The sequence below is a fragment of the Mesorhizobium sp. M1088 genome (genome assembly GCF_040318575.1).
In the GTDB taxonomy this organism is placed as follows: domain Bacteria; phylum Pseudomonadota; class Alphaproteobacteria; order Rhizobiales; family Rhizobiaceae; genus Mesorhizobium.
Genome location: NZ_JAMYMO010000025.1, coordinates 16,416 through 42,960, shown reverse-complemented (window position 1 = coordinate 42,960; position 26,545 = coordinate 16,416). Strand labels below are relative to the sequence as shown.

The following is a 26,545-nucleotide window of genomic DNA, read 5'->3' as shown; positions in this document are numbered from 1 at the left end:
TCATCTTTGGATGAACCCAGGAGACCTGCGGCAGTATTTCTTGGTGAGGTGATCATGGGACGGATTCTCCTTGGTCCGCGACGCCTTGCGGATGACCAAGCATGCACCGTGCCAGATCAGAAAACCGTTCGAGGCAGTAGACAAAATCGGGCTCTGCCATGTTGCGCATCCGACATTGTCGGACATCGGACAGGGCCGAACGCGACGCGCGCGCGGCTGAGAATATCTTCTTCGTTCGGACGACGATTGGGCGCGCTGCCGGGGAGGGGTATAGGACGCGCTTCGTATGGCCGCTGCACTGACGGTGAGAATGGAGATGTTGGTCGCCCCAGCGGAACCCTGTCCTCGACAGCCAGACCGGGTCGATGCTGAAGGGCAGAGGCGTGAGCAGCCCAGCCAACTCGAGCGCGGAGCCTGCTCGCGCGCTAGGACGGATCTGGTCAAAGATCGGCGAGTTGGGCGATATCCGCGAGGCGTTGGAAAACGCAGGTCGTAGCACTCGGGCGGGAAAAAACGATGCGGTTGCGCGCTTCTGGCGTAATGCGCCTGCCGCGAGGCCGTTGAGCCTGATGAGTTGCTGCGGGAAAGGGGAGTGTTTGCGCGGGGCCTTGGTCAAACGTAAGAAACAACCGTCGAGCTCGCCGTGGATGGGGGCATGCAGGCACGTTTGTCGCTGGAGGACAGCAGCACGGAAGCTGTCCGCGCTTGCCGACGTCGCTGGGTACCAAACAGAAGAATTTGGCGGTCGCGATCGAATTCATCTGCGTAAATGCCGCCTGGCTGTGCTCGGTTTGCCGGCGAACAGATTTTGCCTTCTTTGCGGCTGCAAACGCATCCCTGGCGGCGTGGTCCCTAAGGTCAAGAGCATCGGGTGAGTAACAGCCTGATCCTGCTCAATCTGATGCGCGCCAACCGCCTCGCCGGATTGTGGAACCGCTCGCGGGTAGCTTCTACCACAAACAGCAAGGTCATGAAATCAAGTAGGAAGTCGTCGATCGCTTGGGCGATTGTTTCTGACTTGCCCTTGAATTGGTCCAGCAAAACGCGCGCGTTATCGATCGCTTCCACGCTGGTGGCATCGATTAACCCCTCGACCCTCTTGAAACAATCCAATACGAAACTCCTTCAAGCGCTTGCCAAGCCGTTATGCACGAAGGTAGCTCCGTGAACTACCCGGCCCTTGACCTGGCGGCACGAGCAGCGGTCGGCCGTACGTCTCGTGCCTCCAAGCACCAGCCATAGACGTGGCGCTGAGGAGCGTTGGAAGGGTCGGGGGCGCTTCCGGCCATGCTCGAGCGGTAGTGTAGGACAGTGCTTGCTGGCGACCACGGCCACAATGGACTACGCCAGTTGCCGCCGACCATCAAGCGGCCTTGAAATTTTTCGTTTTGCTGCCCCTAAGTCTCGGCTATGAATCGGACTGGCCAAATGGCCTGCCGACGTTGCAATTGTTACAAAAGGAATACGCATATGGCGACCGGAACAGTGAAGTGGTTCAACAGCACCAAGGGGTTTGGATTTATCCAACCCGACGATGGCGGTCAGGATGTTTTCGTCCACATTTCCGCTGTCGAACGCGCGGGCCTCTCGACCCTCGCTGACGGCCAGAAGATCAAGTATGAGATTGAACAGGACCGCCGCACTGGCAAATCTTCCGCTGGCAGTCTCAGCAAAGTTGGCTGAATTTACTCTTGCATCCTGGCAAGAGTGGGCGCGGTACGTCACGAGGGACTCACGGCCGCTCGACAAGAGCGAGCAAGAACGTGGCTCAACTGCAAGGCCGGGGCAGCAGATCGCTGCAAGGCGTGGCGAATTGAATTCCTCATGAAACAAGGCTGTTTGAAAGGAAGGCGGGGTTGGCCCCGCCTTTTTATATGACGCGCAGATTAAGCCGATGGCTGCAACGCTCCAGAACGAATCTCGATTGCCGAAATCAAGCCGCGACCTTCTTGCGGGTTCGCTTCGTCGGCGCCGGCTCCGGCGCTTCCGGCGCTTTCGGTTTGCGGCCGAGCCCCATCGTCTTGGCCAATGACGAGCGCGCCGCGGCGTAGTTCGGCGCGACCATGGGATAATCCGCCGGCAGGCCCCATTTGGCCCGATATCCATCCGGCGTCAGCCCATAGTGGGTCGACAGATGGCGCTTTAGCGATTTGAATTTCTTCCCGTCCTCAAGGGAGATGATGTAGTCCGGTGTCACCGACTTCCTGATCGGGACTGCAGGCGTAAGGGCAACCGGCTCTTCTGCAGAGACACCTCCGGCCGTCCCTTTCAGAGCCGCGTGCACTTGGCCGATGAGGGCAGGGAGATCCCCCACCGGGATCGGATTGTTGGAGACATAGGCTGAGACGACATCGGCCGTGAGCTCGATGAGGGTGTCGATGTTTTTTTCGGCTTCTTCTGTCATGAAACTCTCCAGGCGGCGTGAAACACAGTCGGCGAAGCGTCGCTTCATAGTGGCGGTCGCCGCTGAAAGCAACAAAGGTCTCGACACGATTATTGCGATGCTCGTCAAGCGACATCTATGGCGCGGTATCCCGCCGGCCGTGACCGTTGATCCGTCCGTTGTTGGCGACCTGCCGCGGTCCTTGCGCATTTTCAGGCGTCTCGGCCGTGCGCGGGAGGAAAGCGTTGATTCGCAAGGGTCGAAACGATGTAGATTCATCCGGTGAGCCGCCCTCGCAGCAGGATGTTAGGGATTGGCCCGCTGGTAAACCGAGGACATCACGCCGCTGCTTTGCTACTGAACCGCTGTCGCTGTGACAACACATTCCGCAAAGGTGGGCGGGAGAAGGCGCCTGTTCACGCAGACTAGCGGTTCAGCAGTCGGGGAACGAAATGAGCTCAGGGACTTTCAGCAGCCCACTTTTCGTAAGGCGTGCAGCGCACATCGTGCGAGAGATTGCCAGTCCTGCGGATGCTATCGATTTTCTCAACGAATGGCCCGAAGATCGCAGAGACCGGATCTACGAAGCCGCCCTCAGGGCGTGCTTTGATGCATACAACGGACAAAAACCTGCGAGCGCAGCGCGCAAGACTTTTTTCCGCTTTGCGAAACAGGTCGCCATATTGGAAGATGCAACCTCCGCGATGCAATGGCTCGCTGCCTGCATGTCGGGCAGTGGAAAAGCGCAAGTATAGGCGTCGCAGTCGTGTGTGAGGCTGGAGCGGGTACGCCGACGAGGTTATTGTATCGAGATTTCGCCGGCATCTGGAGCGTACTATAGCGAACAAACAATATTTTCCCGCTATGGCGATGTTAATCATCTTGTTGTATTTATAAATCAGCTTCTCGCGACAGGACTGCAACGCTTCCGGTGTGAAAATCACTGCGTGGGACTTGGTTCTCTCAAATTAATGATAGCAAATTGCCGTGTAGTTATTGCAAAGCAGTTGTCCCATTGAATCATGATGATAAACGAAGCCAAAATTGTGCTCCGTCGTCTGCCAATACTCGCTCGATGGAGGCTATAGGCCTCACAAGCCAATCAAAACAGCTACTCGGGCGTCCTTTGAAATCGTTTAATTTCGCTCACCCCAAACGGCCCTCCACAGTCGAAATAAGATTGTCTCGCCAAAGGGTGCTACAAGACGAAAATCGATTTGGGCCAACGTCGATCTGGCGAAGGCACGCCGGAAATCGAGCAGGACCTGCAGCGGAACAGATAACCCGAACCGAAATCTCCGACAGCGGCGGACCCGATTTCTTCATGGTAGAAGGCGCAGAGAGAACCGGAGCACGGCTCCGGCGCTGCCGCTTGCCGAGCAGCGATCCTCCGCCTCCCTGAAATCCCATCGAGAAGAGCGTTCAATTCCGGGACGGTCCAAGCTCTGCCGCGAAAACAGGTGTCAGACCACCCGGTCCTCTCCCGCAACTGATCTAGCGCAGGGCGTTCATGAGCCGCATATCCCAGAGTGGCTGCGTGCACGACGCAGCGAGATCATTTATGAAAATCCTATTCAGTACGATGGCTGTCCCCTTGCTGACAGCCACCGCCTTTGCTGCGGATTCGATCCCCGCAGACCTCAGAGAAACGGCAATGGCCACTTTCAAGGCTTTGCCACCCACCACGCCGGCAGTCGCCAACAACCCGATCACCCCGGAAAAGATCGCTCTCGGCAAGGCACTGTTCTTCGATCCACGCGTCTCTGCGTCAGGCGTCTTGTCGTGCAACTCGTGCCACAACCTGGCCACCGGCGGCGACGACAATCACGAAACCTCGATCGGCCATGGTTGGCAGAAGGGACCGCGCAACGCGCCGACTGTACTGAACGCTGTCTTCAACATCGCCCAGTTCTGGGATGGTCGTGCCGAAGACCTGAAGGCTCAGGCGAAGGGACCGGTCCAAGCCGGGATCGAAATGGCCAATACACCGGGCCAAGTCATCGCCACGCTCAAGTCCATGCCGCAATATGTCGAGTGGTTCGATGCAGCTTTTCCGGCTGAAGCCGATCGGGTCACCTTCGACAACCTCGCCAAGGCAATCGAAGCCTTCGAGGCGACACTGGTCACGCCGGCCCCCTTCGACAGCTTCCTGAATGGTGATGAGCTTGCCATGACTTCCGAACAGAAACAGGGCCTGGCGCTTTTCATGGACAAAGGCTGCTCGTCCTGCCATGGCGGTATCAACGTTGGTGGGGAAGCCTATTACCCATTCGGCCTCGTGGAACAGCCCAGCGCCGAGGTCCTGCCGGAAAAAGACAAGGGCCGATTTGCGGTCACTAATACTGCCGACGATTCCTATGTTTTCCGCGTGGCGCCGCTGCGCAACGTTGCACTCACCGCGCCATACTTTCATTCGGGCAAGGTTTGGGATCTGAAACAGGCCGTTGCCATCATGGGAACCACCCAGCTTGGCGTGGTACTGGCGGACGAAGAAGTCGACCTGCTTGTTGCCTTCCTCAACTCGCTGACCGGAAAGGCACCCGAGGTCGCCTATCCCATCTTACCCGCCGAAACGGCGACAACACCCCGGCCTATAATGCAGATCTTAGGAAAATAAACGGCCAGCTGACTGCGGAACATCGCAATTGACAATGATTGCGACTTTTACTGGGACGAGACGATCGCGACGTCCATGAGAACGCAAATGGCTCGTTTCCAAAGTGCAGACACTGCTTCCGTCACCAGCTCGTTGCGATGGAATCATGTTTGGGATCTGGCGTGCGACATGCCAAGGAAGGTGTCTGACGCATGAGGCTCGCGCGCTGTCGATACCGCGCGGCGGCCGGCCATGGCGGCCGAATAGCCGCGCGCCGGAGTGACCGGCCCCCCTTAGGGCGATGGGGTAGCCACTCCGTCCTCCATGTCCAGCGATTCTTCGACTGCTTCCGGATTCCGGGCGATGGTCCAAAGGAGAGTATTCGCCGCTACATCCGGTTTCGAGCGACCTTGCTCCCAGTTTCGAAGCGTTGCCAGATCGAGGCCATACCTCACCGAGAATGCCTCCTGAGAGAGCTTCGTGCGATCCCGGACTTCGCGAACACTTATCGGCCGCGGCGCATGAACCTTCGCGATCACGCCTGCGGACGACAGTTCATTCCTCAGTGCCAATAGGTCGTCGACGCAAGGAACCGTCACGAACGCTTTGCCGTGATCGACCATCTCCGTGAGTATCGCGTGGGCCGTCCTGAGCGGCAGCTGTCTCTTAACGAGAATCCGGGCGGCCTCAGGAGTATTCGCGCCGTGAAGACAACTGAGGCTCAGTCGGACGGGAGAGCCTGACGACACCGGAACGACGTCCCGGGTTCGCACCCGTTGTCCGAACCGCTCCATGAATTTCGATGTAGTCGACATTAAGCTTCTCCGCGATCACTCGACCGAGCTTGCGCAATTTGGACCATCCTCACTGGACCTCGGCATCGCCCCCAATATGCAGGTCACGGACGACAAGATTGGTTACTGGCTATCTCCACGTTTCCCAAGAGCTGAAGCACGCCATCGGGCGTGATCACGTCAAAGAGGAGGCATGGGTCCTCCGAAATATCCGCGTACAGGATGAGTTCGATGTCATCGGGCTGCACACCAGATCGCTACGCAAGTTGCTTATAGAAGCTAAGTCGGGTGCTGGCGAGGGTCAAGGCCTAACCGATCTCCGAATTGGCGGGACGCTGGCACCACCCGAATCCTGCCACCTCGGCCGTAGTCTGCGCTAATCGACTGGGGAAGCGGACAGACGCGCAGCACAATATATTATCGCCACCAGAGCGAACGCGACAAGCAATGTACTTTAAGAAACGACGCGTGTACGAAGCGGCGGGGCCTGTATTTTCCGAAGGAGCCGATATCAAAGCGAATTAAATATAAATAAAATCAATGGCTTTTGAATGACTCCGGACCACCTGACTACCCACGCTCCGTACCACCTGAATCCAGTCCATGGCCTCGCATTCTGATAGGGATCGACGCGGTTGTCCGTTAGAGCGTTAACGTCGCAGCCCTTGTCGAATAGCGTTGCCTCGGCGCGACTAACAAGGTGAGGCCGTCCCGCATCCCTGTGTATTCACTGTCCCGCCACGACTTGCCCCGGGATGCCAAGCTCTTGCGCGGTTGGCCGCTTTTTTGCTGTTCGTTGGTGCGGTAGTTGCGTTGATGCCAGCGACGTTGAAGACTTCTTTGCACCGGGGGCATCCTGTCGCCAACCCTGCAATATCATGCAGTTCTTGATGAATTGCTGTTCAGCAATGGCATTATCTAGGGCATTGCCTAAAGCTGCGCCAGCAACATAGCTCGGCGACCCCATTGCGATAAATCCTTGATCGACGCTTGGTGCGAGCATATTGCACTTGGCTTGCGCATATTCCAACGGCGGTCCCGGCATGTATTGCGTGTAGGTGGCCGTTTGACAACCGGCGACGGCGCATACTGACCCAACGGCCAATAGATTAATAGTTCTCATATTCAACACCCCAAGTCTTACTGCCCATTACAGAAGCCGGGATATGAAATTGGCCTTACCGAGAGTTTAAGATCAGAAAGGTCAGCCGAGATTGCTAAAAAGGTGCTTAAAAAAGCTATACTAAACGCTGGCAGTGCTCGTCTATCGGACCGGGCAATACGCAGCCGGAAAACAGAGTGTAACCACCTCTCAGAATGAGCGCAGAAAGATACAAGTAGTTACCCTCGCAGAATCCGCTGTATAGATCGGGCTTAGGTCTCAGCGTTTCTAACTTGAGCCGCGCGTATATTGACAATGCTAATTATTCGTGAGAGAAGGAGGCGCTTGTTGATGACCCTTCTTGGTGCCGTCATTTCGTGGGAGCTGGCGGTACCAATCTCTAAGGCTCGATTGGCGTTAATTTTTTCTTGAAGTCGAGCGTGCTGTGTAATTGTTGGAAGGCTTCCTCTATTCGCGCAATTTGCTCTGTACTGATACCCCGATCAGCCTTCCCGATTTGACGAGCCGCTCCTTTGAGCACGTCCACGGTTGTTTTGACCACTTCCTCAATCTCGGCATCGTCATGGAAAAACACTGCACTTCCTCCTATGGTTCCCGGTAGGCATATCGGAGTTCGCGCCGATGTCGAAACACATAATTGCGCCGGATTCAAACTGGTCATTTAGCCGCCTTGATGCACGGCGATGAGGTTTTGGCGGCCTGAAGCGGCGATGTGGCCGCTGTTGGGCGCTTTTCCGCGAACCTCGTCAGGCGCCGGCGGTGATCCGTCGTGATGGCAGGTGGGGTTTGCAGGTTGCGGTCGGCGGGTTCGTTTCGGGGCGTCTGCGCCCAATGATTATGTCGCGAGCCGCGGAATACGATCGAGGACGATGCGCAGGATGCGTTGGTCGGGGCAGGATGTCGGCAGGTGCAGGCGGATTTGCGTCTTCATCTCGACCACCCGCGCAGCGATCTTGATGAGGCGCAAACGCAGCGTGTCGAATTGCGCGACGGCAAAGCTGGAGCGTTTCGGCTCGCAGCGCGCAGGCCCCACATGAGCCAGTAGGCGCCGGCATGCAGGAACAGCCGGAACTGGTTGGCCGTCGCTCTTGTGCAGGACGTTCGGTCGGCGGCGAGATGGGTCTTCCAGGACTTGATGTGGTTCTCGGCCGCTCCGCGCCGGCAGTAGACATCCTCGTAGAGCGCCTTGGCCCTTCCACCGGCGAGGTTGGTGACGATGAAGCGGGTGTCAGCACCTTGGGCACCGACCTCGACCCGCGCTATGATGCGCTCGACGCGGCTCCAGCTGGCGGCCCCATCCAGGAACTCCTTGAACCTGCGGACCTTGTTCGTCTTCGGTGACGCTTCAAAGCGCGCCGTCGTGCGGGCTTCCAGGTCCGCGACATGCTTGCGCAGGGTCGTGGTGGGCGGAACGCCGAGGATGAAGTCGACATCGTTGGCGCGGCACCAGTCGATGATCTGCGGGCTGCAATAGTGACCGTCGGCCCGGATCAGGATCCGGATGTTCGGCCAGTTGCTCCGGATCGCCCGCACCAGGCGGCGCAGGTGAGCGCGGATCTCAGCCCCACTTGGCCGCTTGGCCGGTCGCAGGACAGCAGCCATGAACCGGCCGTCGCCATCGAACACAACGATCGGCTGGAAGCCGTACTCGTCGTGATGGGCATTGAAGAGGCGGAGCTGCTGGTTGCCGTGCACGGCGTCAAACGTGTCGTCGATGTCGAGCACGATCCGCTTCGGAATCTGCCGGAAGGAGGCGCAGTAGAGGTCGACCATCGTCTGGCCCATGGCGAGCAGCGAGCGCACATCGGGTAGGTTCTCCAGCCGACACATCGTCGATTGCGACGCCAGATCCCGACCCGAAGGGGGCGCATCCTGGGCCATCTTGAACACCGGGTCGGAACGCAGCCGGTTGGCGTCGTTGCCATCCTCGTAACCGGCGGCGATCATCTTCATGCGGAAGCCGATCATATCTGCAAAGTGGTGGATGACCTGGTCCGGGCTGCGTGGATCATCGATGCAGCGCGCCAGACGGTCGGCCACCCGCAGTCGTTTCTCCACCTCTGCTAGAGCCAGAACGCCAATGTCCGACGACAGCATGCCGCCGTCGAAACGGGCGAACGGACTTGCCGCCGACAGATGACAAGCCGCTCAGCGGCAGCGTAAGATCATTCATGGCGGGTGTGGTCTCCGGAAATGATTCGGATCGGCCTTAGCAACCAAATCCTACGTCATTTCAACGGCTTGAACCACATCCGCCAACCCACCGTGAATTTTTCAGGTTAGCTGACATGAACTCAGATCCTTGGATTGCCGAGAACTCTCCACTGTCGCCCGAGCGATTGCACGCCATTGGCGTCATAACGCTTCGATGGAATCAGTGTGAATTCTGGCTTTTTTTACTGTTTTGCAAGGTCTCCGGCATTGCAGACAAAGAAGCGTGGGCACTCGTTTACGATCTCGGCGATGTCGCCATCTGCACCCGCATCAAAGCGATTTTGGCAAGCCGCTCATTCCACACGGACGGTACTGCACTGATCCTCAATGCGTTAGATGCATATGACATCAACCGGCAAAATCGAAACACGGTTGCTCATGCTTGGATGGTTGGCAAATTTGACGGAGAATACATCCTAGCGCGCAGGAGCAAGAAAGCTGACGCAATCGATCCATTGGCCTTCAAGAGCGATTTGACCACTCTCAGACGAGTTGCGCATGAAATATGGCTGCTCGATACCAACCTTTGGCTTCTTTGTTGTGTCATTGAAGACAACACAATTTCTGGACCTCTGACAACCCCAAACAAACTGCTCTTGCCTGACGCTCTGTGGGTGCCTCCCCCTCAGGTTCATGCAAAACAGAAGCGCCTGCCTCAATCATAGCGAGGCGCTTTTCTAAAAAATATTCTACCATTTAGTCGACGTGGAATCTGATTGCGCAGATCGCGGCAGGGGCTGCGCGCTGCTTAAGCAATACCGCCAGTTGAGTTCCCTTGGAAGTCTGAACCCCTTGTGGCTCAAGGAGTCCAGCCTTTCCAAGGAGTCCAGAGCTAGACTGAGTAATCCATGTCGTATTGTCCACATTCATATTCCTGCGCGATTAGGACACGTGGCGAAGGAAATTGCACACTTTCGCTCGAGCGACTTATTTCAAGGGATGTGATCGCGTTTTGCACTTTTACGGCCGACATGCGGCAACCGGTAACTCACCACATGATGAGGAAGCAGGAAGCCTCAGGCCTGCACTTTCTCCCGGAGCGCACGTGCTGCAGCGACCATGTTCATGAGGGCAGGGCGGACCTCCTCCCATTTGCGTGTTTTGAGGCCACAGTCCGGGTTTACCCACAGTTGGGCATCCGACAGTCGCTCGCGGGCAAGCATGACGAGGTCCGAAATCTCGCCGACTTCCGGGACGCGTGGTGAGTGAATGTCATAGACCCCGGGACCGATTTCGTTCGGATATTTGGAGCTCGTGAAGGCGTCCAGCAGTTCCATCTTCGAGCGCGACGTCTCAATCGAAATGACATCCGCATCCATTTCAGCGATCGCGTCGATGATCTCGTTGAACTCCGAATAGCACATGTGGGTATGGATTTGAGTCGCGTCCTTTACACCCGTTGAAGCGATCCGGAAGCATTCGACAGCCCAGTCGAGATAGTCGTTCCAATCAGACTGGCGCAGTGGCAATCCTTCGCGAAACGCGGCCTCATCGATCTGGATCATCCTTGCGCCGGACCATTCGAGATCCGTCACTTCGTCGCGGATGGCAAGCGCGATCTGGCGGCATGCCTCGGAGCGGGGTACGTCGTCGCGAACAAAAGACCAGTTGAGAATGGTCACTGGGCCTGTGAGCATTCCCTTCACAGGGTATTCCGTAAGCGACTGGGCGAATTGCCACCAGCGCAGCGTCATCGGATTGGGCCTCGATACGTCGCCGAAGATGATGGGGGGGCGCACGTAACGCGACCCATAGCTCTGCACCCAGGCATGCTGGGTGAAGGCGAAGCCGGACAGCTGCTCGCCGAAATGCTGTACCATGTCGTTTCGTTCGAACTCACCGTGCACCAGCACGTCCAGCCCGATCTCTTCCTGCCAGCGAATTGCAGCCTCGATCTCCTTCTTCAGGAAGGTCTCGTAGTCGACATAGCTCAGCTGGCCCTTCGCATGAGCGGCCCGCGCCCTGCGTACCTGCGGCGTCTGCGGGAGGGATCCGATGGTCGTCGTCGGGAACGGCGGCAGCCCGAGCGTGCCGGCGTGGACTCTGGAGCGCTTGGCAAAAGCGCTCTCTCGTCGCTTCATGCTGTCGTCAATGCTGGCGATCCGCCCCTCAACAAGTGGGTCATGGATCTTCGTGGATGTCGCGCGAGTGGCGGCAGCCTCGGCAGACGCTTTCAACGCGCCTGCCACCGCATCCCTGCCTTGGGACAGGGCCCGGGCCAGCAAGACCAGCTCGTCGGTCTTCTGGGCCGCGAAGGCGAGCCACGACCTGATGTCCGCCTCGAGTTCCGTCTCCATGCGCAGGTCGATCGGCACATGCAGCATCGAGCAAGAAGGCGCGATCTCGACGCGGTCCAAGGGCCAGCCGGCGACGATCGGTTTGATGCGGTCGAGAATGGCGGGCAGGTTCGCACGCCAGACGTTGCGGCCATCGATCAGGCCAAGCGAGAGCACCAGATCCTTCGGAGCGAGCCGACCCACCATTTCCAGCTGCTCGGGAGCGCGCACGAGATCAATATGCAGCCCGGCCAGGGGCAAAGAAACTGCGGTTTCGAGATTGTCTCCCAGCGGCCCGAAATAGGTAGCCAGCATGATCTTCAACTCGGGCGCGGCTTTTGACAGCTGGCCATAGGCGAATTCGAACGCAGCTCGTTCGTTCGGGTTCAGATCGAGGACAAGCGCTGGCTCATCGATCTGCACCCAGTCGGCTCCCGACAGCTTCAGCCTCTGCAGGAGTTGCTCGTAGACGGGCAGCAGCCGCGGCAGGAGCGCGATGGGATCGAATCCTTCGGCAGGCGATTTCGCCAGCTTGAGGAAGGTGATCGGTCCAAGGATGACTGGGCGTGTGTGAATGCCGAGAGCTTTAGCCTCGAGGAAGTAGTCGACCGGTTTCGTCGACGAGAGGGCGAACGTCTGATCATCGTCGAGTTCCGGCACAATGTAGTGATAGTTGGTGTCAAACCACTTGGTCATTTCCATCGCGGTTACATCAGGCCGATGAGCCGCCTGCTGGTGGCCAACGTGTCCACAATCCTCCGTCTGACCCTGGTTGCCGCGCGCCATTGCGAAGTAGATGTCAAGTGGGACCTCGCCGCCATTCCAGCCGTAACGGGATGGAACGGCGCCGACCATGGCTGCGGTGTCGAGCACATGGTCGTAAAGCGAGAAGTCGTTCGACGGGATTTTCGACACGCCGCGATCGTGCTGCTCCTCCCAGCTAGCGGCACGGAGCGCCTTCGCCGTCGTGAGAAGGTCGGCGGCGGAAGATTTTCCGGACCAGTAGCTTTCAAGCGCGAATTTCAGTTCTCGCCGACGACCGAAGCGCGGCACGCCGAGCGTTGCTACAGGAATTTGCTGAGAGACAGTCATGCCATACCCCGATGGTTGGGGCGTCGGTGACAAGGAAGGCGCTAGCACGCCGGCACGAACGCCAGGCTGCAGCGGCCACCGAGACACCCCGCCCGTGGACGTAATTCGCCGTGGCAGGTCTCCTGGCTCGCGGGGTCATAGCCTCTACCCGTCTTCCCAAGGCTATTCGCCTCAGTGACATGAGTGGGGTTGGCTTGCCGCTAACAGTTGCGGGGGCAGCGCCGGCATCGCACCGGCTTCCCTCTTAGCTCCGCTGCGGCAGCGCCGTACGGAGAACCACGACACGGGAGACAATCACAGCAGTTCGCTTCTTTGTCAACGCCGCATAAAGAAATGTTTATGTCGTTATATTAAATTTCCGTTGGCATGTCCCCAAAGGTCGCCTCGAAAGCGAAAACTGTGGAAGCCTTGAGCGGCCGGTAAATCAAAGCAATGATGCACAGCGGTCCAGGAGGATAGGAGTTCGTCGGCTGCCGGCGGCAAACATACCGGCAAGTGCCGTGGTGCTGCTTCCCTCATCATGCGAACGCCACCTCGGCGTCGAACTTCGGCTCCGAGGTTCCGACCGCTTCTTTGGTGATCTGCTCGCGACCACATTCGACTCAATGGCGAGGCTGTTGCCCATGTGGAAGGTGTTGGCCGTGATGCCCTCGGTGATACGACACAACGATTTCGAGGGGAGCACCCGAGGCCCGGCGCAGCGGCGTGTTGCGGAGGATCGAGGCCGACGTCTCGAATTGCTTGTTCGCAGCCCACCGGCTCAAGGTAACCCGGCTCAAACCACCGGGCCAGCTCAAGTCCTGTCCAAATGAGGCCTGAGCGGCAAATCGTCGTGCACGCGCACGGTTTGGCGTTCGATCTTGTGATGCGTCTTGGGCGGGCAATCGCCACGGTGCAGCGCTTCCAGGCGCGCAACGATTTCGGCGTCATCCTGGGTCTGCCTGTTGTTGTGGCGAACATACTCGACCCAGGTTGGCACATGATAGCACTCGGTCCATAGTTCGGGCTTTTCCAGGTCACGCAGCAACGCCCATTGTCTGGCGCCATCTCGCAGCCGCGCTTTTCGCCACGATGTCATCACACTGAGAAATTCTGGGACATCTCTCTGATCGATACGATAATCGACCATCACCATGATCGGACCGCTTCGTGGCCGAAGGTCAAGTTGCAGCGTCGGTTCGCTGAACTTGTTGGTCGGATCCAGATTGAGCGTTTCGAAATCCGGCTGACGCAGAACGATCCCCATCAGTCCACCAATCACAAGAACCACGCTGGCGACGAGGAAGGCTCCCGAAACACCTTGGACGTCCGCCAGTTCGCCCCAAAGCCAGCTTCCCGCCGCCATGCCGCCGTATGTGGCCGTCTGATAGAGAGACAGGGCGCGTCCAACCACCCACCGCGGTGCCGAAAGCTGCACTGTGACGTTAAATAGCGAGAATGATTGAATCCAGGCCGCACCGGCTGGCATGAGGAGCAGACAGCTCAGCCAAACGTGCTCGCTCCATGCCAGAAAGAAGCAGCTGATCGCCAATATAAAGAACGCTCCGCGAATGACCCATTCGTTGGAGAGAACTTCTCGGACCCGCCCGATGAGGAGCGCGCCGCAAATCGCTCCCAGGCCGAAGAAGCCAAGCATCACGCCGTAGGTGACCGCGGTCCCTTTGACCTGTTCGCGAGCAACCAACGGCAGGAGAGCCAAAATGACAACGGCGGTGAGGCCGAAAATGAAACTCCGGCACATCACCTTGAGAAGGTTCGGCGACAAGAGCACGTAACGGAAGCCCGCCGCCATCGCACTGCCGAAAGCCTCCCGCGGCAGCGCTTGTCGTGCCCGTACGGCTTTCCACCGCAACAGCGCAGCGATCAGAGCGAAGTAGCAAAAGACGTTGAAGAGGAACGCGAAGGCCGCACCGGCTGTGGCCACGATTATGCCGCCAATCGCCGGCCCGATGCTGCGCATGAGATTGTAGCTCATGCCGTTGAGCGCAACCGCGCTAGGCAGGTGTTCGCGAGGCAGGATATCCCCCATCGAGGCTTGCCAAGAGGGATCGTGCAATGCCCAACCACAGCCGATCAGGAAGGTGAGACCCAGAAGGGCCCAGGGTGTCATTTCCCCCGCATAGGTCAGGAACGCCAGGAAGGCGGATACGCAGACCATCAGCAGTTGCGCAGTCAACATGATCCGGCGACGGTCAAAGTTGTCCGCGAGCGCTCCCGCCGCGAGCGAGAAGATCATGTAGGGGAGGGTGGTCGATGACTGGACGAGCGCCACCATTCCATGGGAGGTGGCGATGCTCGTCATCAGCCAAGCCGCCGCCACACCTTCCACCAGGGTGCCAAGGTTCGAAACGAGTGCAGCCGACCATAGCGAACGGAAGGTCTTGTGCTGAAAAGGAACGAGTGAAGATGTTCTCTTCGCCATTGTGGGAAGCTTCGGGATCGAGCGCGGGGCTTTGGTTCGCCTCACTCAACCATGGCCTCGCCGTACAAGCCAAGCTGCCACAGTGGCGCGCCTGCTAACCCAGAAAACTTGGCGGCCTTACAGGCATGCGCAGGACGCGCGAAGCCGCTCAAATCTCCCCAGATGGGTCAGCCATCGAAGACCGGCATCACTTGCCCGTTGAGCGGCTATACGATAATGCTCCGCGCTAAGCAGGAAGCGCCAAAAATTCGAGCGGCGACTTCATTCTTCTATTCAGGAAGGAACTATGAGGCGGCAGACGCGACCATTCACCGTGGAAGTCAAACAAAAGCGCATTTATCAAAAATCCGCACGTTCCATCTGGGGCAATTTCGACATCGCCGCCGCGATGGCCGAGACAACAAAGGAAGTCGAGCCGTTAAATCGTCAGCTTGTTGACTCTACTGTAGTGGCCCTTGATGCTGAACCTTTGCACAAACCGCGAGTGGAGCATTTCATGGCCAATCCCCTGGAAACCGAGTCAGCAGTAGTTCCTAGCGCACCGGCAGACAAAGCGGAAACGCCAAAACCGAAGACGAGAGCGCGGCGGTCGAGGAAGCCAGAAGCTGAGGCGAGCGCGCCTGCCCGCAAGGAGGGCGCCAAGCCGATATCCGCGACCACTGAAGCACCGCCGTCAGCGCGAACAGGCCGAAAGAGCTACTCCGCGAAGGATCGTGCCCAGAAGCTGGCGCAGATCGAGACCTCGATCGGCGGCGGCGCTACTCTCAAGAGCGCGGTGAAGCAAGCCGGCATCTCGGAACAGACATATTATCTTTGGAAGAAGGCGGCGGCGCCGGCGGCGGACAGTGACGGGCTGAAGGATCTCGTCGCGCTCGAGGAAGAAAACAAGCGGCTAAAGAGCCTGCTTGCCGATCGTCTCCGCAAGGAGAATGCGGAACTGAAGAAAAGGCTCGGGCTGGATTAAGGAGGCTGGGCAGCTGGTTCTTGGCTCGCCACCTACAGCAATCCCACCTGCTCCGCCTCTCGGCGCAGATTCTGCCGTGGCCTTGGGCCGATCTGCTGGATGACCAGCCCGGCTGCCAGCGAGCCGAGGTCGCCGCACTGCTTCAGGCTGCGGCCTTGCGTGTAGCCGTAGAGGAAGCCTGCGGCATAGAGGTCGCCGGCGCCGGTGGTGTCGACCAGCTCGCGGATCCTGGTCGCCTCGATGGTCACGGTCTCGTCGCCGCGCACGATCACCGAGCCCTTTTCCGAGCGGGTGACGGCGGCGATCTTGCAGTCCTTGCGGATCCGCGCCAGCGCCTCGTCGAATGACGCGGTCTGGTAGAGCGACTTGATCTCGTGGCTGTTGGCAAAGACGATGTCGACGGTGCCGGAGCGCATCAGATCGAGGAATTCGTCGCGGTAGCGGTCGACGCAGAACGAATCCGACAATGTCATCGACACTTCGCGCCCGGCGGCGTGGGCGAGCTTAGCCGTCTGCCTGATCGCCTCCTTGGCGCGCGGCGGGTCCCACAGATAGCCCTCGAAATAGGTGACGGCGGCGCCCGACGCCTTGTCGGCCTCGACGTCCTCCGGCCCGAGCTCGACGCAGGCGCCGATATAGGTGTTCATCGAGCGCTCGCCGTCGGGCGTGACGAAGATCATCGAGCGCCCTGTCGGCGGTTCGCCGTTAAGCGGCCTGGTGTCGAAGGCGACGCCCTGGGCATGGATGTCATGCGCGTAGATTTCGCCGAGCGCGTCGTTGGAGACCTTGCCGAAGAAAGCGGCGCGACCGCCGAAGGAGGCCACGCCCGCCGCCGTGTTGCCGGCGCTGCCGCCCGAGGCTTCAATGGCCGGGCCCATGCGGCTGTAGAGCAGTTCGGCGCGCCTCGTGTCGATCAAATTCATCGCGCCCTTGATGATGCCGTTGGTCTCCAGGAACGCCTCATCGCACTGGGCGATGATGTCGACGATGGCATTTCCGATACAAAGCACGTCATAGTCCGGCATCAATTCATGTCTCCGCCAAAAAACCACCGGCTTTCTGTCACGCCGGGCGCGGGCGGGTCTGGCCAGTGGGAATGGGCTTTGCGCTTGCCAATCCGTTCGGCGCCAGCCCTCACGGGGCGGCAAGTCCTGCCTCGCGACGCAATTCGTCGGCCCTGTCTGTCTTCTCCCAGGTGAAATCAGGCTCTTCACGGCCGAAATGGCCATAGGTCGCGGTCTTGCGGTATATAGGGCGTAAGAGATCAAGCATCTTGATAATGCCCTTCGGTCTGAGATCGAACAACTCAAGAATGAGGCGCTCGATCCTTCTTTCCTCAACCCTCGCTGTTCCGAACGTGTTGACCATGACAGAAACCGGACTGGCCACGCCGATTGCGTAAGCAAGCTGCACCTCGCAGACGTCCGCAAGTCCGCTAGCGACGATATTCTTTGCGACATACCGGGCCGCATAGGCAGCTGAGCGGTCAACCTTGGACGGGTCCTTGCCCGAAAAGGCGCCGCCGCCGTGACGACCCATCCCACCATAGGAATCGACGATGATCTTGCGTCCAGTGAGACCGCAGTCGCCGCGCGGCCCGCCGACTACGAACCTCCCCGTCGGGTTGACCAGAATTCTGATGCCTTCCGTCTCCAGGTGGGTCGGCAGGACAGGCTTTATGATTTCCTCAATGACGCCCTCGCGGACCGTCTCTTGCGAGACCTGCTCGTCATGTTGGGTCGATACGACGATGGTATCCAGGGCGACCGGGCGCAACCCCTCATAGCGCACTGAGACTTGGGATTTCATGTCAGGACGCAACCAGCCAAGCTGTCGTGCTTTCCGGACATCTGCCTGTTGTTTCGTCAAGCGATGAGCGAGCTGGATCGGCAAAGGCATCAGAGTATCGGTTTCGCGGCATGCGTAGCCGAACATGAGGCCCTGATCTCCCGCTCCCTGTTGGAGGTCCTGCCCTCGTCCCTCGTCAACGCCCTGGCTGATGTCGGGCGACTGCTCGGTGAGTGCATGAACGACGGAGCAACGCCGGCCGTCAAAGCCGACGGCCTCGTTGTCGTATCCAATATCGAGAATCGTATCGCGCGCAACTTGGCTATAATCCACCTGCGCATCGCTGGTAATCTCGCCAGCCAGAACGACCATCCCTGATTTTACCAACGCTTCACAGGCGACGCGCGCCTTGGGATCGGTGCGGAGGATGGCATCGAGGATGGCATCCGAGATGTTGTCGGCCAACTTATCCGGGTGTCCCGCGCCAACCGATTCGGAAGAGAACACGAACTGCCTAGCCATGAAATGCCTCGCTTCGGGTGTTGGAGTTGTATGGGGCATTTTGCAGCCCACCTTACCTGTCGGTGAGGCCCGGGACCTCGAACGCAGCGCACAAGTCGGCAACGTCTCTTCGCACGCAGGCATGGAGATCTTCGTCTTCTGGCTCGCCGGAGGACGGAGTCCATGAAGCCAGCAATTTGCACGGTTTCCACATCGCGCAAGCCCATTGACGTCACTGCTGGCGCCCCCAGGCGAATTCCGCTTGTGACCTCAGGATGGCGCGGGTCCCCCGGCACCATATTAAAGTTCGTAATGATGCCTGCCTTCGCTAACCGCTCGGCATAGGCATTGCCTGATAGTGGTCGATCGCGAAGATCAAGGATTAGCATGTGATTGTCAGTGCCCCCGGTGACCAGGTCATAACCTCGGTCCAGAAGCGCGTGGGCCAGAGCCTTGGCATTTTTGACAATCTGTTGGCCGTAACTGCGGAAGGACGGGTCTGCGGCTTCCCTCAAAGCGACAGCTAGCGCCGCGATAACATTCATATGGGGGCCGCCTTGCAGTTGAGGGAAGACAGCGCGATCTATTCGTCTGGCGAAATTGCATTTGCCCTTCGAATGATACTGCGCTTGATAACGATCTTCATTCCTTGACAAAATGAAGCCACCGCGGGGACCGCGGATCGACTTGTGAGACGTGCTGCTGACGACGTCGCAATGGGGTACGGGATTCGGATGCTCTCCAGCGACAATCAGGCCACTGATGTGCGCGATGTCGGCCACGAGATAGGAGTTCGCTTCCAGAGCGATTTCTGCCATTGCCGCGTAGTCAAAGACACGCGGATAAGCAGTCGCGCCGACCCAAATGAGCCGCGGCCATTCCCGCTTGGCTGTCTCGTGCAAGCGGTCATAGTCAATTTGCTGCGTCTTGTCGTGCAGCCCATAAGGGACGCGTTGATAGTCAGTCCCGGAAAAGTTGATGGCCCAACCATGAGTCAGATGGCCCACTTCCGGAAGGGGCAAGCCCATGATCTTGTCACCGGGGCTCAAAAGCGCGCGGTAGACAGCCTGATTGGCCGGCGAGCCGGAATAAGGCTGGACGTTGGCGTGTTCGCTGCCAAATAATGTTTTCAAGCGCTCAATGGCGAGGGTTTCAAGCTCATCAACGATCTCGTTTCCCGCGTAGTAGCGCGCAGCGGGGTACCCCTCGGCGTACTTGTTCGTGAAAATCGAACCGGTCGCTTCCAGCACGGCCGAGGAGGCAAAGTTCTCAGATGCGATCAGTTTGAGCGTCGTCCGCTCCTGCCGCTCCTGTCTTAGAAGCAGTTCGTGAACGCGGCAATCAACCGCCGCCAAGCGAGACCGTCCGTAAGTGTCGCGCGGCGCGATGGCGCCGTCGGCGGAGTTGTCCATGGTGGTTTCGCGCTCCAATTGGACTGATCTATTTCACGGTCAAGCATGCGATCCCCTTCAACGGCGCGTCTTGTGTCGCTTCGAGCCATTGAAGGTCTCGTTTGTGATAGCCATCGCCGTGCGGCAGGAGATCAACCAACAACTGAACCAGCCCGCCGTCCTTACCTGCTGCTTTGAGATGGTACGAGCACCACGGGCGTTGTTCGTTGCAGTAAAAAAAGTCGGCTCTGGCCAGCAGCCGGACGTGTCGTACAACGTGCTCACGACGCAGACCCAGAATCTCCGCTAGCTGGCAGACAATTAGGTCCGCGTGCGCGCAAAGGCCTAAAATTCGAAGGCGATCTAAATGCGCCGTCCGTAGGCGACTGACCAGTGTCAGCATTGGTCAGGACCAAGCCACTTGGAAAGCCTGGGCACTCGTCCTACTGAATTTGTCATTTCGCGTTCTCCACAGATGTTGCAACTTTCGAACCAAATAATATGGTTGCTTGTCCACCGACCGGACAATCTCGGTGGCCGTGAAGATACTGTTTTGAGCCGATATGGCTGTGTCGAACAAACAAGATGGACGCTCTTCTTGCCATTGCCTTTAGCCGAAATTGCACGCAGTTCGGCGGGTCGGAGAAGAAGCCACGGTTCGAACCCCACTGACTCAAACGTTGCAATAAGCCTACCATTCACAGCGAACCGGAGTTGCTAAGAGTCTATGAATTTCCTTGAAGGATCTGTTGCAACGTTTGCGCAGCCCGGTCTTGCTCCCGGCTTGCAGCGGTCAATCTCGTGCAGACTGACCGTGATGCAAAGATGACAAGGAAGGTTCGCTTTCAATCCGATCTTCTTCCCGGCCAAGTAGTTCGTAGTCTCATAACTGTGGCCTCTAGACAAAAGCTGGGCTAATCAGCGAGGTATGATGTCGTTAGCGTGGTTGGGCCACCAGCAGGTCGACGCCAAGATCGACACGCGCAATTTCCCGCGCTACGAGAATGTCAGTGCCTGCGCGCTCTTCCTCGGGCGGTCTGGCTGCGCCGTCTAGAATCTGAATGCGTATCGCGCCGACCCGTTCAGCAATGAGCTGTTCGGCTTGCCGCATTGACGGCGAAGCAAGCTCAAGTACGTTTTCGCGCATCTCACGCGCCGCCTCGCCGACTTCCGCAAAACGCTTCTCGGCGAACTGCTCCTTAAAGAGCGCAGCGAGATCATCAAATGTTCGAACTTTGGTGGCTTGGGTTCGAGCAAAAATATCCAGTTGCCAGTCCAGGTTTGCGCAAGGCTGTGCGCTTTGTCGTCTGGCAAGGGCCCAATATCCCCTGGTGAGACGAAAATGGACTGCCGTGCTACGGTTGCTCCATTATAAGAGCGGTCGAAATCGCTGATGTTTGCAATACAAGGAGCCGCATAGAAGACGTTTGACGGATAGCGCGCCTCAAGCCGAAGAAGCAGTTCATGCTGACGCGACACATCCCTGCGCATCATCGCAATCCGAAAAAATGGTATCGACAAACCGGGACAATGTCCGCTCGCAATCTCAAAGGCAGTTCCTCGCTTCATCAGCTCCGGAAGCTTGTACTGGAAAAACAGCGGAACCCCGAAATTGATGCGGATGTCAAAGCCAGAATGCCCCTCCTGTATGAGGTTTGGAAAGACCGGCGCGCCTACAGGTGCGGCTGACGATGACCGGATAAGGTTTTCCGTGAAGGCATACCCAAATGAGAACTCGGTGTAGCCCACCTTCATTCAATTCTGCTTTCGTGCTGAAGTTTATCCGGGGCTCTTTTCCTGCAGCCGAGCTAACCCTATAACAGAAAAAGCTATGTATACTTGCGATAGTCTGAGCTTATCGATTCCTCGGATAGATATTTCAAAAGCTCACCCACTCTTCTGGCTGCTAGAATGGGAATGGGAAGCTTCTGGTTGATCTGGGTCGAGTTCCGGTTGATTTTGGTAAGCGACAAAACCTCCTGCGCTATCTCAGCGATTCCCGGCGCAGATCGCCGATAAGTTTCGGGCTTCGCGACCAGCGCCAGAGTGCGTAGCGATATCTTCAACCGGGGCGGCGGCTTCTCCCTCGCCGGTGCCGAGCGCGATCATATGCGTTGCGCATTCGGCCAGCGCGCCGTCAAGGCGCCCCGCTTCCGTCGCGCTGCCGTAAAGGTCCAGGAACCACGCCAGCGAATAAGACCAGTCGGCAGGCAAGTCCTGCCGATTGTGATCCCTTGCGACGACGGCCACGACGGCGTTGCGGCCTTCGGGCGTGCGGGGCTCTATCCCAAGGATCGGGTATAATTCGGGTGTCGGCTGCTGAAGGATACGCGCCGGCACGAGCGACAGTGCTTTCTCCAGCGAGGGAGGAAAATCCTCCAGTTCTTCGGCCAGTTCGGCAGCTTCTCTCCTTCGTCCCTCGCGGCGCGCTTCTACATATTCTGCCGCAACCACGGCAACGGTGCGCTGCGCCCGTTCAGCGGTGCCGGTGGCAATCAGCTCGGCCGGAATGTCACCATCCTTGATTGCCCAGTGCGTACGGTGCTGTTCGAACTGTTGAATGCCCAGCCGGTCCGCAGTTCTCAACACCGCTGACCGGTCGAGAAAGGCATGTTCCGGATAGGGCTCGAAGGTGAAGGCCAGTTCGTGTCCGCGCCGAACGATATTGCGTACGCGGCCGTTCCGGACACGCGCGCGCGTGCGGGCCTCCCGCCCCGACTTCGTACATCAACAGCGCCGGGATTTCCTCCAGCCGGCGCAATGTTTCAGGGCGCGCGAGGTCGATAGCCTCGGCCTCGGCGCCGCTATATTCCTTGAACCGGTCAATAGTTGACGTGAACGGCGGTGTTTCCCACCACTCGCCGTGGCCCGAGACAAGCAAGTTAAACATGGCACAGCACCGACCTCACGCCGCCTTCTCCATAGACCACTTCACCCGTTCGGCGAGAAAGGCGGCGAACGTTTTCACATTCATATTGCCGCTCGCCTCCTCCAGCCCTGCGAGGTAGGCCTTCCGGTCATCGACTCTGACGACTGTCCAGGGGTAACCGCCTGAAGCCAGCATCGCGTTCATGAGGAACCGCGCCATTCGTCCGTTGCCGTCCGGATAGGGGTGCACATAGCCCACAAGCCAATGCCCCAGCACGGCACGCACGGAGGCCTCCTTCTCCGACTCCAGCAGGTCGAACAGCTCATTCATACCATCGGCCACCGCTTCGGTACGCGGCGGCACGTGCTGCGAGCCGCGCAGGTACACAGGGTGATTGCGATATCCCGCAAGCGCGCTGGCTTTGAGGATGCCGGCGGTCACTGACGGCGCGAACAGCTCCCGGTACCACTCCCGGTGAGTGTCCCGCGTCAACGCGCCGGCTGGCTTGCCGTTGATGATCGCGGCAACAGAGTCTTTGACCTTCTGGAATGCGAGGTAGTAGCCACGCGCGGCAAGCGCATCCCGGTTCTTGCGGTCCTCTTCATCAATCTCCGGATTCCAGCTCCCCTCGCGCACCCGGTCGATGAGTTCCGGGGTGACGCTGTACCCTTCTATCGACAGCGAATGGTAGGCGTCGCTTTCGTAGATATCCTCGACGAACTTCATATAGGCGTCTTTGTCGGACGGCAGTCCGGGTGCCTTCGGGAATATCTCGATGATGGCTTCGCGCTGCGATTGCCAGATCGCGCGCAGGCGGGCGACCAACGGCGGTACGCCCGCCGCAATGGTTGTCACTCCAATTTGTCCCGCGAACGGATCGGATTCGCGCACGTCATAGCCGGCGGCTTTGAAGGCGGGCACGATTTCATCGGCAAAGGAGTCGCGTCCTACGCGACGGAAGGCCCCCGCAAGCCGTCCCGCCACGGCGGAATGGCCGCCATCAAGCAGCAGGGCCAGAACGGTTGATACGTCGCGCACCGACGCCATGGCGATCTGCATCTCGATAGGGGCGCGCTGGAAGAACGCTTCCGGCACCCGGGTAAGGGCGGCCTCGACAGTGAACACGCGCAGGCCGTTTTTCTCTGTCAGTTCGGCCGGCGTCTCCTTGACCTTGAGGTCATAGAGCGAAGTGCCGAACAGCAGGTCGATTTTGTTATTCGTGCCTTTGGGGGTGTTCACCACCACCTGAGGCGGAATAGTGGGCGCTTCCGCGTGCAGAAGCAGCGACTGCTCCGGTGACAGGAACCAGTCCTTGCCGAACCGGTCATTGCAGTAAAGGGAGCAGAACTCCCAGAAGCTCGCGTACCAGGGGGTGGTGTCTTGCTGCTGTGCCTGCGGGCCGGTCGACATGAGCCAGCCTTTGATAACATCGCGCAGGAACCCGTTCTGCAGCAGCCGCTCACGGTGGACGCGGGTCAGCTCATCTGACTTGAATATGCGCCGCCCACCCTCCTGCAGCTCTTTGAGGACGGCCAGTGATTCAGCGACTTTTTCATGGGGCTTGGCCATGGCCGTGCCTTTGCAAGTTTTTAGAGCTGTGCGATTACAAGTATATAGTGCTGATAGGCGACAAGTCAATGATGCTGTGGAGTTGCAAGTTTTTTAAGTCGTGCGATAACAAGTTTTTTATACGATAATCGGCAAATGCGATCGTTTCCATAGCCGCGCGAAGGATCGTTACCCGGATGGGCCGAGACCCAGCTCCCCCGCAGGCTACGCAGGGGCTCGGGGCGAGCCTAGAGCCTGGCCCTCCGAAGCGCTTCGAAGGAGGACGCGCCTCTTTGAAAAACTCGCCCGTTGCATCGTGGGTACCCGTAAACGCGAATTCTCAAAGGAAAGACGCTCCTTACCTCTCCCTCCCGCCACGATCATCACGGCCGCGCCCGCGCTCACTACGCCGCGACGCCCGCGAGATCGCTGCACGCATCTGATCGGCCACCAGACCGGGTTGCAGATGAAGGATGTCCGTGACGCTGTCGTGTGTTTGCACCGTCACCGCAGTGACGGCAAGGCAGCTGCGCACGCCCATGGAGGAGAGCGTCTCGATATCGCGCGCGATTCCGGCACCCCCACTGGAGTCCGATCCGCCGACGACAAGTACATGCGATGCCTGCCTCAGCGCCCTTTCATCCGTTAGAATGAGCGTTCGAAACGCAGCATTCCGCCGACACTGCTCTTCTTGTTGGCGTTGGTCCAATTCATGTTGGAAGCGCCGTCCACCTTGCCGACGGCGAAGTTACCGTATCGGCCATAGTCGAGTTCCGCCGTAACTGTGAAATCTGGAAGAAACGCATACGCGACGTTTGCAGCGACACCATGGTTCTTGAGCTGATTACCGGAGAGCTGAAGGTTGAACGAAGTTGTCTCGTTGAGTTTGTAAGTGGCGCCAGCCCAGAAAGCCCAGTTCCCGCCCCAACTCTTATAGAAGCCGCGACCATGAGCGTCGATGGCGTTCGTGGAGTCGTCGTTGAGCTTGCCGTTGGAACCGTAGCCGAGCATTCCGAACAGCAACAGTTCGTTGGTGACATTGATGTCGACACGGACCTTGGCGGCCACCGATTCGTAGTTGCTATCATAAGCGGCAACGCCGGTGATCGCGCCCCAGCCATGTGTGTATTTCAAGCCGCCGACTACGTGCGGTGCGTAGCTGTCGATTGTGCCGACCACGCCCGAGCCTTCTTCGAGCGAAACCACGGCCGAAAAGCCGTTCCCGGCGTCGAAGTAGTACTGAACCACATTGGTATCGAAAGAGCCGTACGGAACCGGCGTCTGGTTGAGTACGTCACCCGCGCCGCCAATAAACATGTCGAAGGCCGACCAGTCCTTACCAACTCGGAGGCCACCAAGCTGAATCCAGGCGAAAGTCAAGGTGCTGTCTCCGTTGAAGGCATAGGACCGAGAACTGTCCGAAACCGAAGTGTGGCGGTTGCCGAAGTTCATGCGGGTTTCGGTGTAGGTCTTCAACGTGCCGAGTTCGGTCTCCTGGCCGGTCCAAGTTTTCAATGTGAAGCGCGTGTTGTTTTGCCATGTGCCCTGATGCTCACCAGTCCTCACATCCGAGGTTCTTGCGTGATCAAACAATCCGACGTTGTAACGGACAGAGCCGCCGATTCGCAGGCAGGTCTCGGTGCCTGAAATGTAGACGTAGCCCGAGCCGTAGACGTTGCAGATCTTGACGTACTCAGTCGGGTCAGGCTCGGCGGCGGTGGTGACGGCGCGAGCGTTGGAAACGGCAATCAGTGCCGCAGTTGAGCCGAGGAGGAGGCTCCTAATGGTCATTGTCGATCTCCGCTTTAATAATAAAGTGATGGACACGAGTGATTCTGAGAACAACTTTGAAACGCGCGCAGTTGTGCTGGGCCGTCAGCTAAGCCCTGAAGGAAGGACTAGAATGTACTCTGGTCATTGTTGTAAAATATTTGGTTTTAGCTGCCGATAACGTAATTATCGCCGAAATGGAGGTGTGCAAAGTTTTGTACAATCATCACAGTCAACTCAGCTGGTAGAGGTAGGCGTCACAAACGGTCCTGCATTCGACCGCAAATGACGTGCCAGCCTGACGACCAGCTGCGGCTTGAAGCTCAATTGTGCGGGCGGACCTTGGTTCGCACTTCCTTGTTTTTGCCTTGCGGATCCACCCAAGCACGAACGGAAAACGTTTCGGCTACGGTTCGACTGTTCGCTTCGCGACAGTTTCGTTCATGGGGAGAGCATTGTTTGTGGTGAGCCCGACGTTGAGGCATCATGCGGCGGGACCGCTCGGCACGACGCCGTCATTTTGGCGAGCTGATGGTCGACAACTACGCGCTGCAGCCTTGCATCAAAGCCAGTAGGGCGCCTGCCTTGGCATTGCGGCGGACAGGACTGTCGCGCCGAGCAGGTTCTCGTCCTGAAAGCGGCGCGCCACAGCTAATGCATCTTGCCAGCAATTCAAACAACGAGCTCATCGACATGGCAGAGTTCACTAAGGGGGCCGGCACTATCTGGCGAGCAAAATCTGGTCCCAAGCCCGTATGTCTCGCCCATTGCGGCAGCTGCGCTCAGTAGAATCTCCGAGGCGCAGGTGAAGGGA

At 58.4% G+C, this 26,545-nt stretch carries 20 protein-coding genes, 3 pseudogenes and 1 riboswitch; of the genes and pseudogenes, 8 read left to right on the top strand and 15 right to left on the bottom strand.

Going from position 1 to position 26,545, the window contains the following annotated elements; all coding sequences use genetic code 11:
- Positions 1-858: 858 nt before the first annotated feature.
- Complete coding sequence (locus NKH49_RS23550; RefSeq protein ID WP_352452611.1) at positions 859-1,113, bottom strand: hypothetical protein; 255 nt, start codon at positions 1,111-1,113, stop codon at positions 859-861.
- Positions 1,114-1,470: 357 nt separating this feature from the next.
- Here NKH49_RS23550 and NKH49_RS23545 point away from each other — a divergent pair, with 357 nt between their 5' ends.
- Positions 1,471-1,683: a cold-shock protein gene (locus NKH49_RS23545; RefSeq protein ID WP_023721434.1), complete on the top strand. Its 213-nt coding sequence runs from the start codon at positions 1,471-1,473 to the stop codon at positions 1,681-1,683.
- A 250-nt stretch (positions 1,684-1,933) separates the two neighbouring features.
- On the opposite strand, the gene NKH49_RS23540 is transcribed toward NKH49_RS23545, so the two are convergent.
- Positions 1,934-2,404, bottom strand: a complete 471-nt coding sequence (locus NKH49_RS23540) for a Ros/MucR family transcriptional regulator (protein WP_352594544.1) — start codon at positions 2,402-2,404, stop codon at positions 1,934-1,936.
- A gap of 431 nt (positions 2,405-2,835) precedes the next feature.
- On the opposite strand from NKH49_RS23540, the gene NKH49_RS23535 reads away from it, so the two are divergent.
- The 3 genes from NKH49_RS23535 to NKH49_RS23525 all read left to right on the top strand — a co-directional run bounded on the left by NKH49_RS23535 (position 2,836) and on the right by NKH49_RS23525 (position 5,948).
- Complete coding sequence (locus NKH49_RS23535) at positions 2,836-3,138, top strand: DUF982 domain-containing protein (protein WP_352928042.1); 303 nt, start codon at positions 2,836-2,838, stop codon at positions 3,136-3,138.
- 806 nt (positions 3,139-3,944) lie between these two features.
- Entirely contained in the window at positions 3,945-5,000 is a 1,056-nt protein-coding gene (locus tag NKH49_RS23530; protein WP_352928039.1) for a cytochrome-c peroxidase, read from the top strand.
- Between the two features lie 771 nt (positions 5,001-5,771).
- The gene (locus tag NKH49_RS23525) at positions 5,772-5,948 is read left to right on the top strand and encodes a hypothetical protein (protein ID WP_352724985.1); all 177 of its coding nucleotides are present in this window, start codon (positions 5,772-5,774) and stop codon (positions 5,946-5,948) included.
- Between the two features lie 552 nt (positions 5,949-6,500).
- Here NKH49_RS23525 and NKH49_RS23520 read toward each other — a convergent pair.
- The 3 genes and pseudogenes from NKH49_RS23520 to NKH49_RS23510 form a co-directional block, all read right to left on the bottom strand.
- Positions 6,501-6,803 (bottom strand): hypothetical protein, encoded by a 303-nt coding sequence (locus tag NKH49_RS23520; RefSeq protein ID WP_352724984.1) that lies wholly within the window; start codon positions 6,801-6,803, stop codon positions 6,501-6,503.
- 472 nt (positions 6,804-7,275) lie between these two features.
- Positions 7,276-7,470 (bottom strand): hypothetical protein, encoded by a 195-nt coding sequence (locus NKH49_RS23515; protein WP_352724983.1) that lies wholly within the window; start codon positions 7,468-7,470, stop codon positions 7,276-7,278.
- Between the two features lie 261 nt (positions 7,471-7,731).
- Positions 7,732-9,069, bottom strand: a pseudogene (locus NKH49_RS23510) (IS1380 family transposase).
- Positions 9,070-9,184: 115 nt separating this feature from the next.
- On the opposite strand from NKH49_RS23510, the gene NKH49_RS23505 reads away from it, so the two are divergent.
- Complete coding sequence (locus NKH49_RS23505; RefSeq protein ID WP_352724982.1) at positions 9,185-9,775, top strand: hypothetical protein; 591 nt, start codon at positions 9,185-9,187, stop codon at positions 9,773-9,775.
- 351 nt (positions 9,776-10,126) lie between these two features.
- Here NKH49_RS23505 and metE read toward each other — a convergent pair whose 3' ends face one another.
- Both metE and NKH49_RS23495 read right to left on the bottom strand, forming a co-directional pair.
- Entirely contained in the window at positions 10,127-12,478 is a 2,352-nt protein-coding gene (gene metE / locus NKH49_RS23500) for a 5-methyltetrahydropteroyltriglutamate--homocysteine S-methyltransferase (RefSeq protein ID WP_352725031.1), read from the bottom strand.
- 95 nt (positions 12,479-12,573) lie between these two features.
- Positions 12,574-12,774, bottom strand: a riboswitch (cobalamin riboswitch).
- Positions 12,775-13,271: 497 nt separating this feature from the next.
- Entirely contained in the window at positions 13,272-14,900 is a 1,629-nt protein-coding gene (locus NKH49_RS23495; protein WP_352724981.1) for an MFS transporter, read from the bottom strand.
- 286 nt (positions 14,901-15,186) lie between these two features.
- Between NKH49_RS23495 and NKH49_RS23490 the strand changes: the two genes are divergently transcribed.
- Positions 15,187-15,864 carry a transposase gene (locus tag NKH49_RS23490; RefSeq protein ID WP_352724980.1) on the top strand — a complete coding sequence of 226 codons (678 nt, stop codon included), beginning with the start codon at positions 15,187-15,189 and terminating at the stop codon, positions 15,862-15,864.
- Between the two features lie 32 nt (positions 15,865-15,896).
- On the opposite strand, the gene NKH49_RS23485 is transcribed toward NKH49_RS23490, so the two are convergent.
- From NKH49_RS23485 to glyA, 3 genes and pseudogenes are all read right to left on the bottom strand, one after another.
- Complete coding sequence (locus NKH49_RS23485; RefSeq protein WP_352724979.1) at positions 15,897-16,889, bottom strand: adenosine kinase; 993 nt, start codon at positions 16,887-16,889, stop codon at positions 15,897-15,899.
- Positions 16,890-16,998: 109 nt separating this feature from the next.
- Complete coding sequence (gene metK, locus NKH49_RS23480; RefSeq protein ID WP_352542141.1) at positions 16,999-18,174, bottom strand: methionine adenosyltransferase; 1,176 nt, start codon at positions 18,172-18,174, stop codon at positions 16,999-17,001.
- A 52-nt stretch (positions 18,175-18,226) separates the two neighbouring features.
- A pseudogene (gene glyA, locus NKH49_RS23475) lies at positions 18,227-19,565 on the bottom strand (serine hydroxymethyltransferase).
- Here glyA and NKH49_RS23470 point away from each other — a divergent pair.
- Together NKH49_RS23470 and NKH49_RS23465 are read left to right on the top strand one after the other, a co-directional pair.
- Positions 19,564-19,854, top strand: a complete 291-nt coding sequence (locus tag NKH49_RS23470) for a hypothetical protein (protein ID WP_352724978.1) — start codon at positions 19,564-19,566, stop codon at positions 19,852-19,854. The pseudogene glyA and the gene NKH49_RS23470 sit on opposite strands and share 2 nt — an antisense overlap.
- Before the next feature lie 621 nt (positions 19,855-20,475).
- On the top strand, positions 20,476-20,598 hold the full coding sequence (locus tag NKH49_RS23465) for a hypothetical protein (RefSeq protein WP_352724977.1): 123 nt from the start codon (positions 20,476-20,478) through the stop codon (positions 20,596-20,598).
- Here NKH49_RS23465 and NKH49_RS23460 read toward each other — a convergent pair.
- The 5 genes and pseudogenes from NKH49_RS23460 to NKH49_RS23440 all read right to left on the bottom strand — a co-directional run bounded on the left by NKH49_RS23460 (position 20,595) and on the right by NKH49_RS23440 (position 25,752).
- The gene (locus tag NKH49_RS23460) at positions 20,595-21,299 is read right to left on the bottom strand and encodes a hypothetical protein (protein WP_352928032.1); all 705 of its coding nucleotides are present in this window, start codon (positions 21,297-21,299) and stop codon (positions 20,595-20,597) included. The two genes, NKH49_RS23465 and NKH49_RS23460, sit on opposite strands and share 4 nt — an antisense overlap.
- Before the next feature lie 234 nt (positions 21,300-21,533).
- The gene (locus tag NKH49_RS23455; protein ID WP_352724975.1) at positions 21,534-22,130 is read right to left on the bottom strand and encodes a hypothetical protein; all 597 of its coding nucleotides are present in this window, start codon (positions 22,128-22,130) and stop codon (positions 21,534-21,536) included.
- Between the two features lie 319 nt (positions 22,131-22,449).
- A complete protein-coding gene (locus NKH49_RS23450) occupies positions 22,450-23,982 on the bottom strand; it encodes a Fic family protein (protein WP_352724974.1) in 1,533 nt (510 codons plus the stop codon).
- A 400-nt stretch (positions 23,983-24,382) separates the two neighbouring features.
- Positions 24,383-24,592, bottom strand: a pseudogene (locus NKH49_RS23445) (bifunctional hydroxymethylpyrimidine kinase/phosphomethylpyrimidine kinase); the annotation flags it as partial.
- A gap of 14 nt (positions 24,593-24,606) precedes the next feature.
- On the bottom strand, positions 24,607-25,752 hold the full coding sequence (locus NKH49_RS23440) for a porin (RefSeq protein WP_023679692.1): 1,146 nt from the start codon (positions 25,750-25,752) through the stop codon (positions 24,607-24,609).
- Positions 25,753-26,545: the final 793 nt, after the last annotated feature.

Bases quoted from the DNA above. Each gene is read 5' to 3' on its own strand.
- NKH49_RS23545 (WP_023721434.1), top strand. From the start codon at position 1,471: ATGGCGACCGGAACAGTGAAGTGGTTCAACAGCACCAAGGGGTTTGGA.
- NKH49_RS23540 (WP_352594544.1), bottom strand. From the start codon at position 2,404: ATGACAGAAGAAGCCGAAAAAAACATCGACACCCTCATCGAGCTCACG.
- NKH49_RS23535 (WP_352928042.1), top strand. From the start codon at position 2,836: ATGAGCTCAGGGACTTTCAGCAGCCCACTTTTCGTAAGGCGTGCAGCG.
- NKH49_RS23530 (WP_352928039.1), top strand. From the start codon at position 3,945: ATGAAAATCCTATTCAGTACGATGGCTGTCCCCTTGCTGACAGCCACC.
- NKH49_RS23525 (WP_352724985.1), top strand. From the start codon at position 5,772: ATGAATTTCGATGTAGTCGACATTAAGCTTCTCCGCGATCACTCGACC.
- NKH49_RS23505 (WP_352724982.1), top strand. From the start codon at position 9,185: ATGAACTCAGATCCTTGGATTGCCGAGAACTCTCCACTGTCGCCCGAG.
- metE (WP_352725031.1), bottom strand. From the start codon at position 12,478: ATGACTGTCTCTCAGCAAATTCCTGTAGCAACGCTCGGCGTGCCGCGC.
- NKH49_RS23495 (WP_352724981.1), bottom strand. From the start codon at position 14,900: ATGGCGAAGAGAACATCTTCACTCGTTCCTTTTCAGCACAAGACCTTC.
- NKH49_RS23490 (WP_352724980.1), top strand. From the start codon at position 15,187: ATGAGGCGGCAGACGCGACCATTCACCGTGGAAGTCAAACAAAAGCGC.
- NKH49_RS23485 (WP_352724979.1), bottom strand. From the start codon at position 16,889: ATGCCGGACTATGACGTGCTTTGTATCGGAAATGCCATCGTCGACATC.
- metK (WP_352542141.1), bottom strand. From the start codon at position 18,174: ATGGCTAGGCAGTTCGTGTTCTCTTCCGAATCGGTTGGCGCGGGACAC.
- NKH49_RS23470 (WP_352724978.1), top strand. From the start codon at position 19,564: ATGGTGGTTTCGCGCTCCAATTGGACTGATCTATTTCACGGTCAAGCA.
- NKH49_RS23465 (WP_352724977.1), top strand. From the start codon at position 20,476: ATGTCGTTAGCGTGGTTGGGCCACCAGCAGGTCGACGCCAAGATCGAC.
- NKH49_RS23460 (WP_352928032.1), bottom strand. From the start codon at position 21,299: ATGAAGGTGGGCTACACCGAGTTCTCATTTGGGTATGCCTTCACGGAA.
- NKH49_RS23450 (WP_352724974.1), bottom strand. From the start codon at position 23,982: ATGGCCAAGCCCCATGAAAAAGTCGCTGAATCACTGGCCGTCCTCAAA.
- NKH49_RS23440 (WP_023679692.1), bottom strand. From the start codon at position 25,752: ATGACCATTAGGAGCCTCCTCCTCGGCTCAACTGCGGCACTGATTGCC.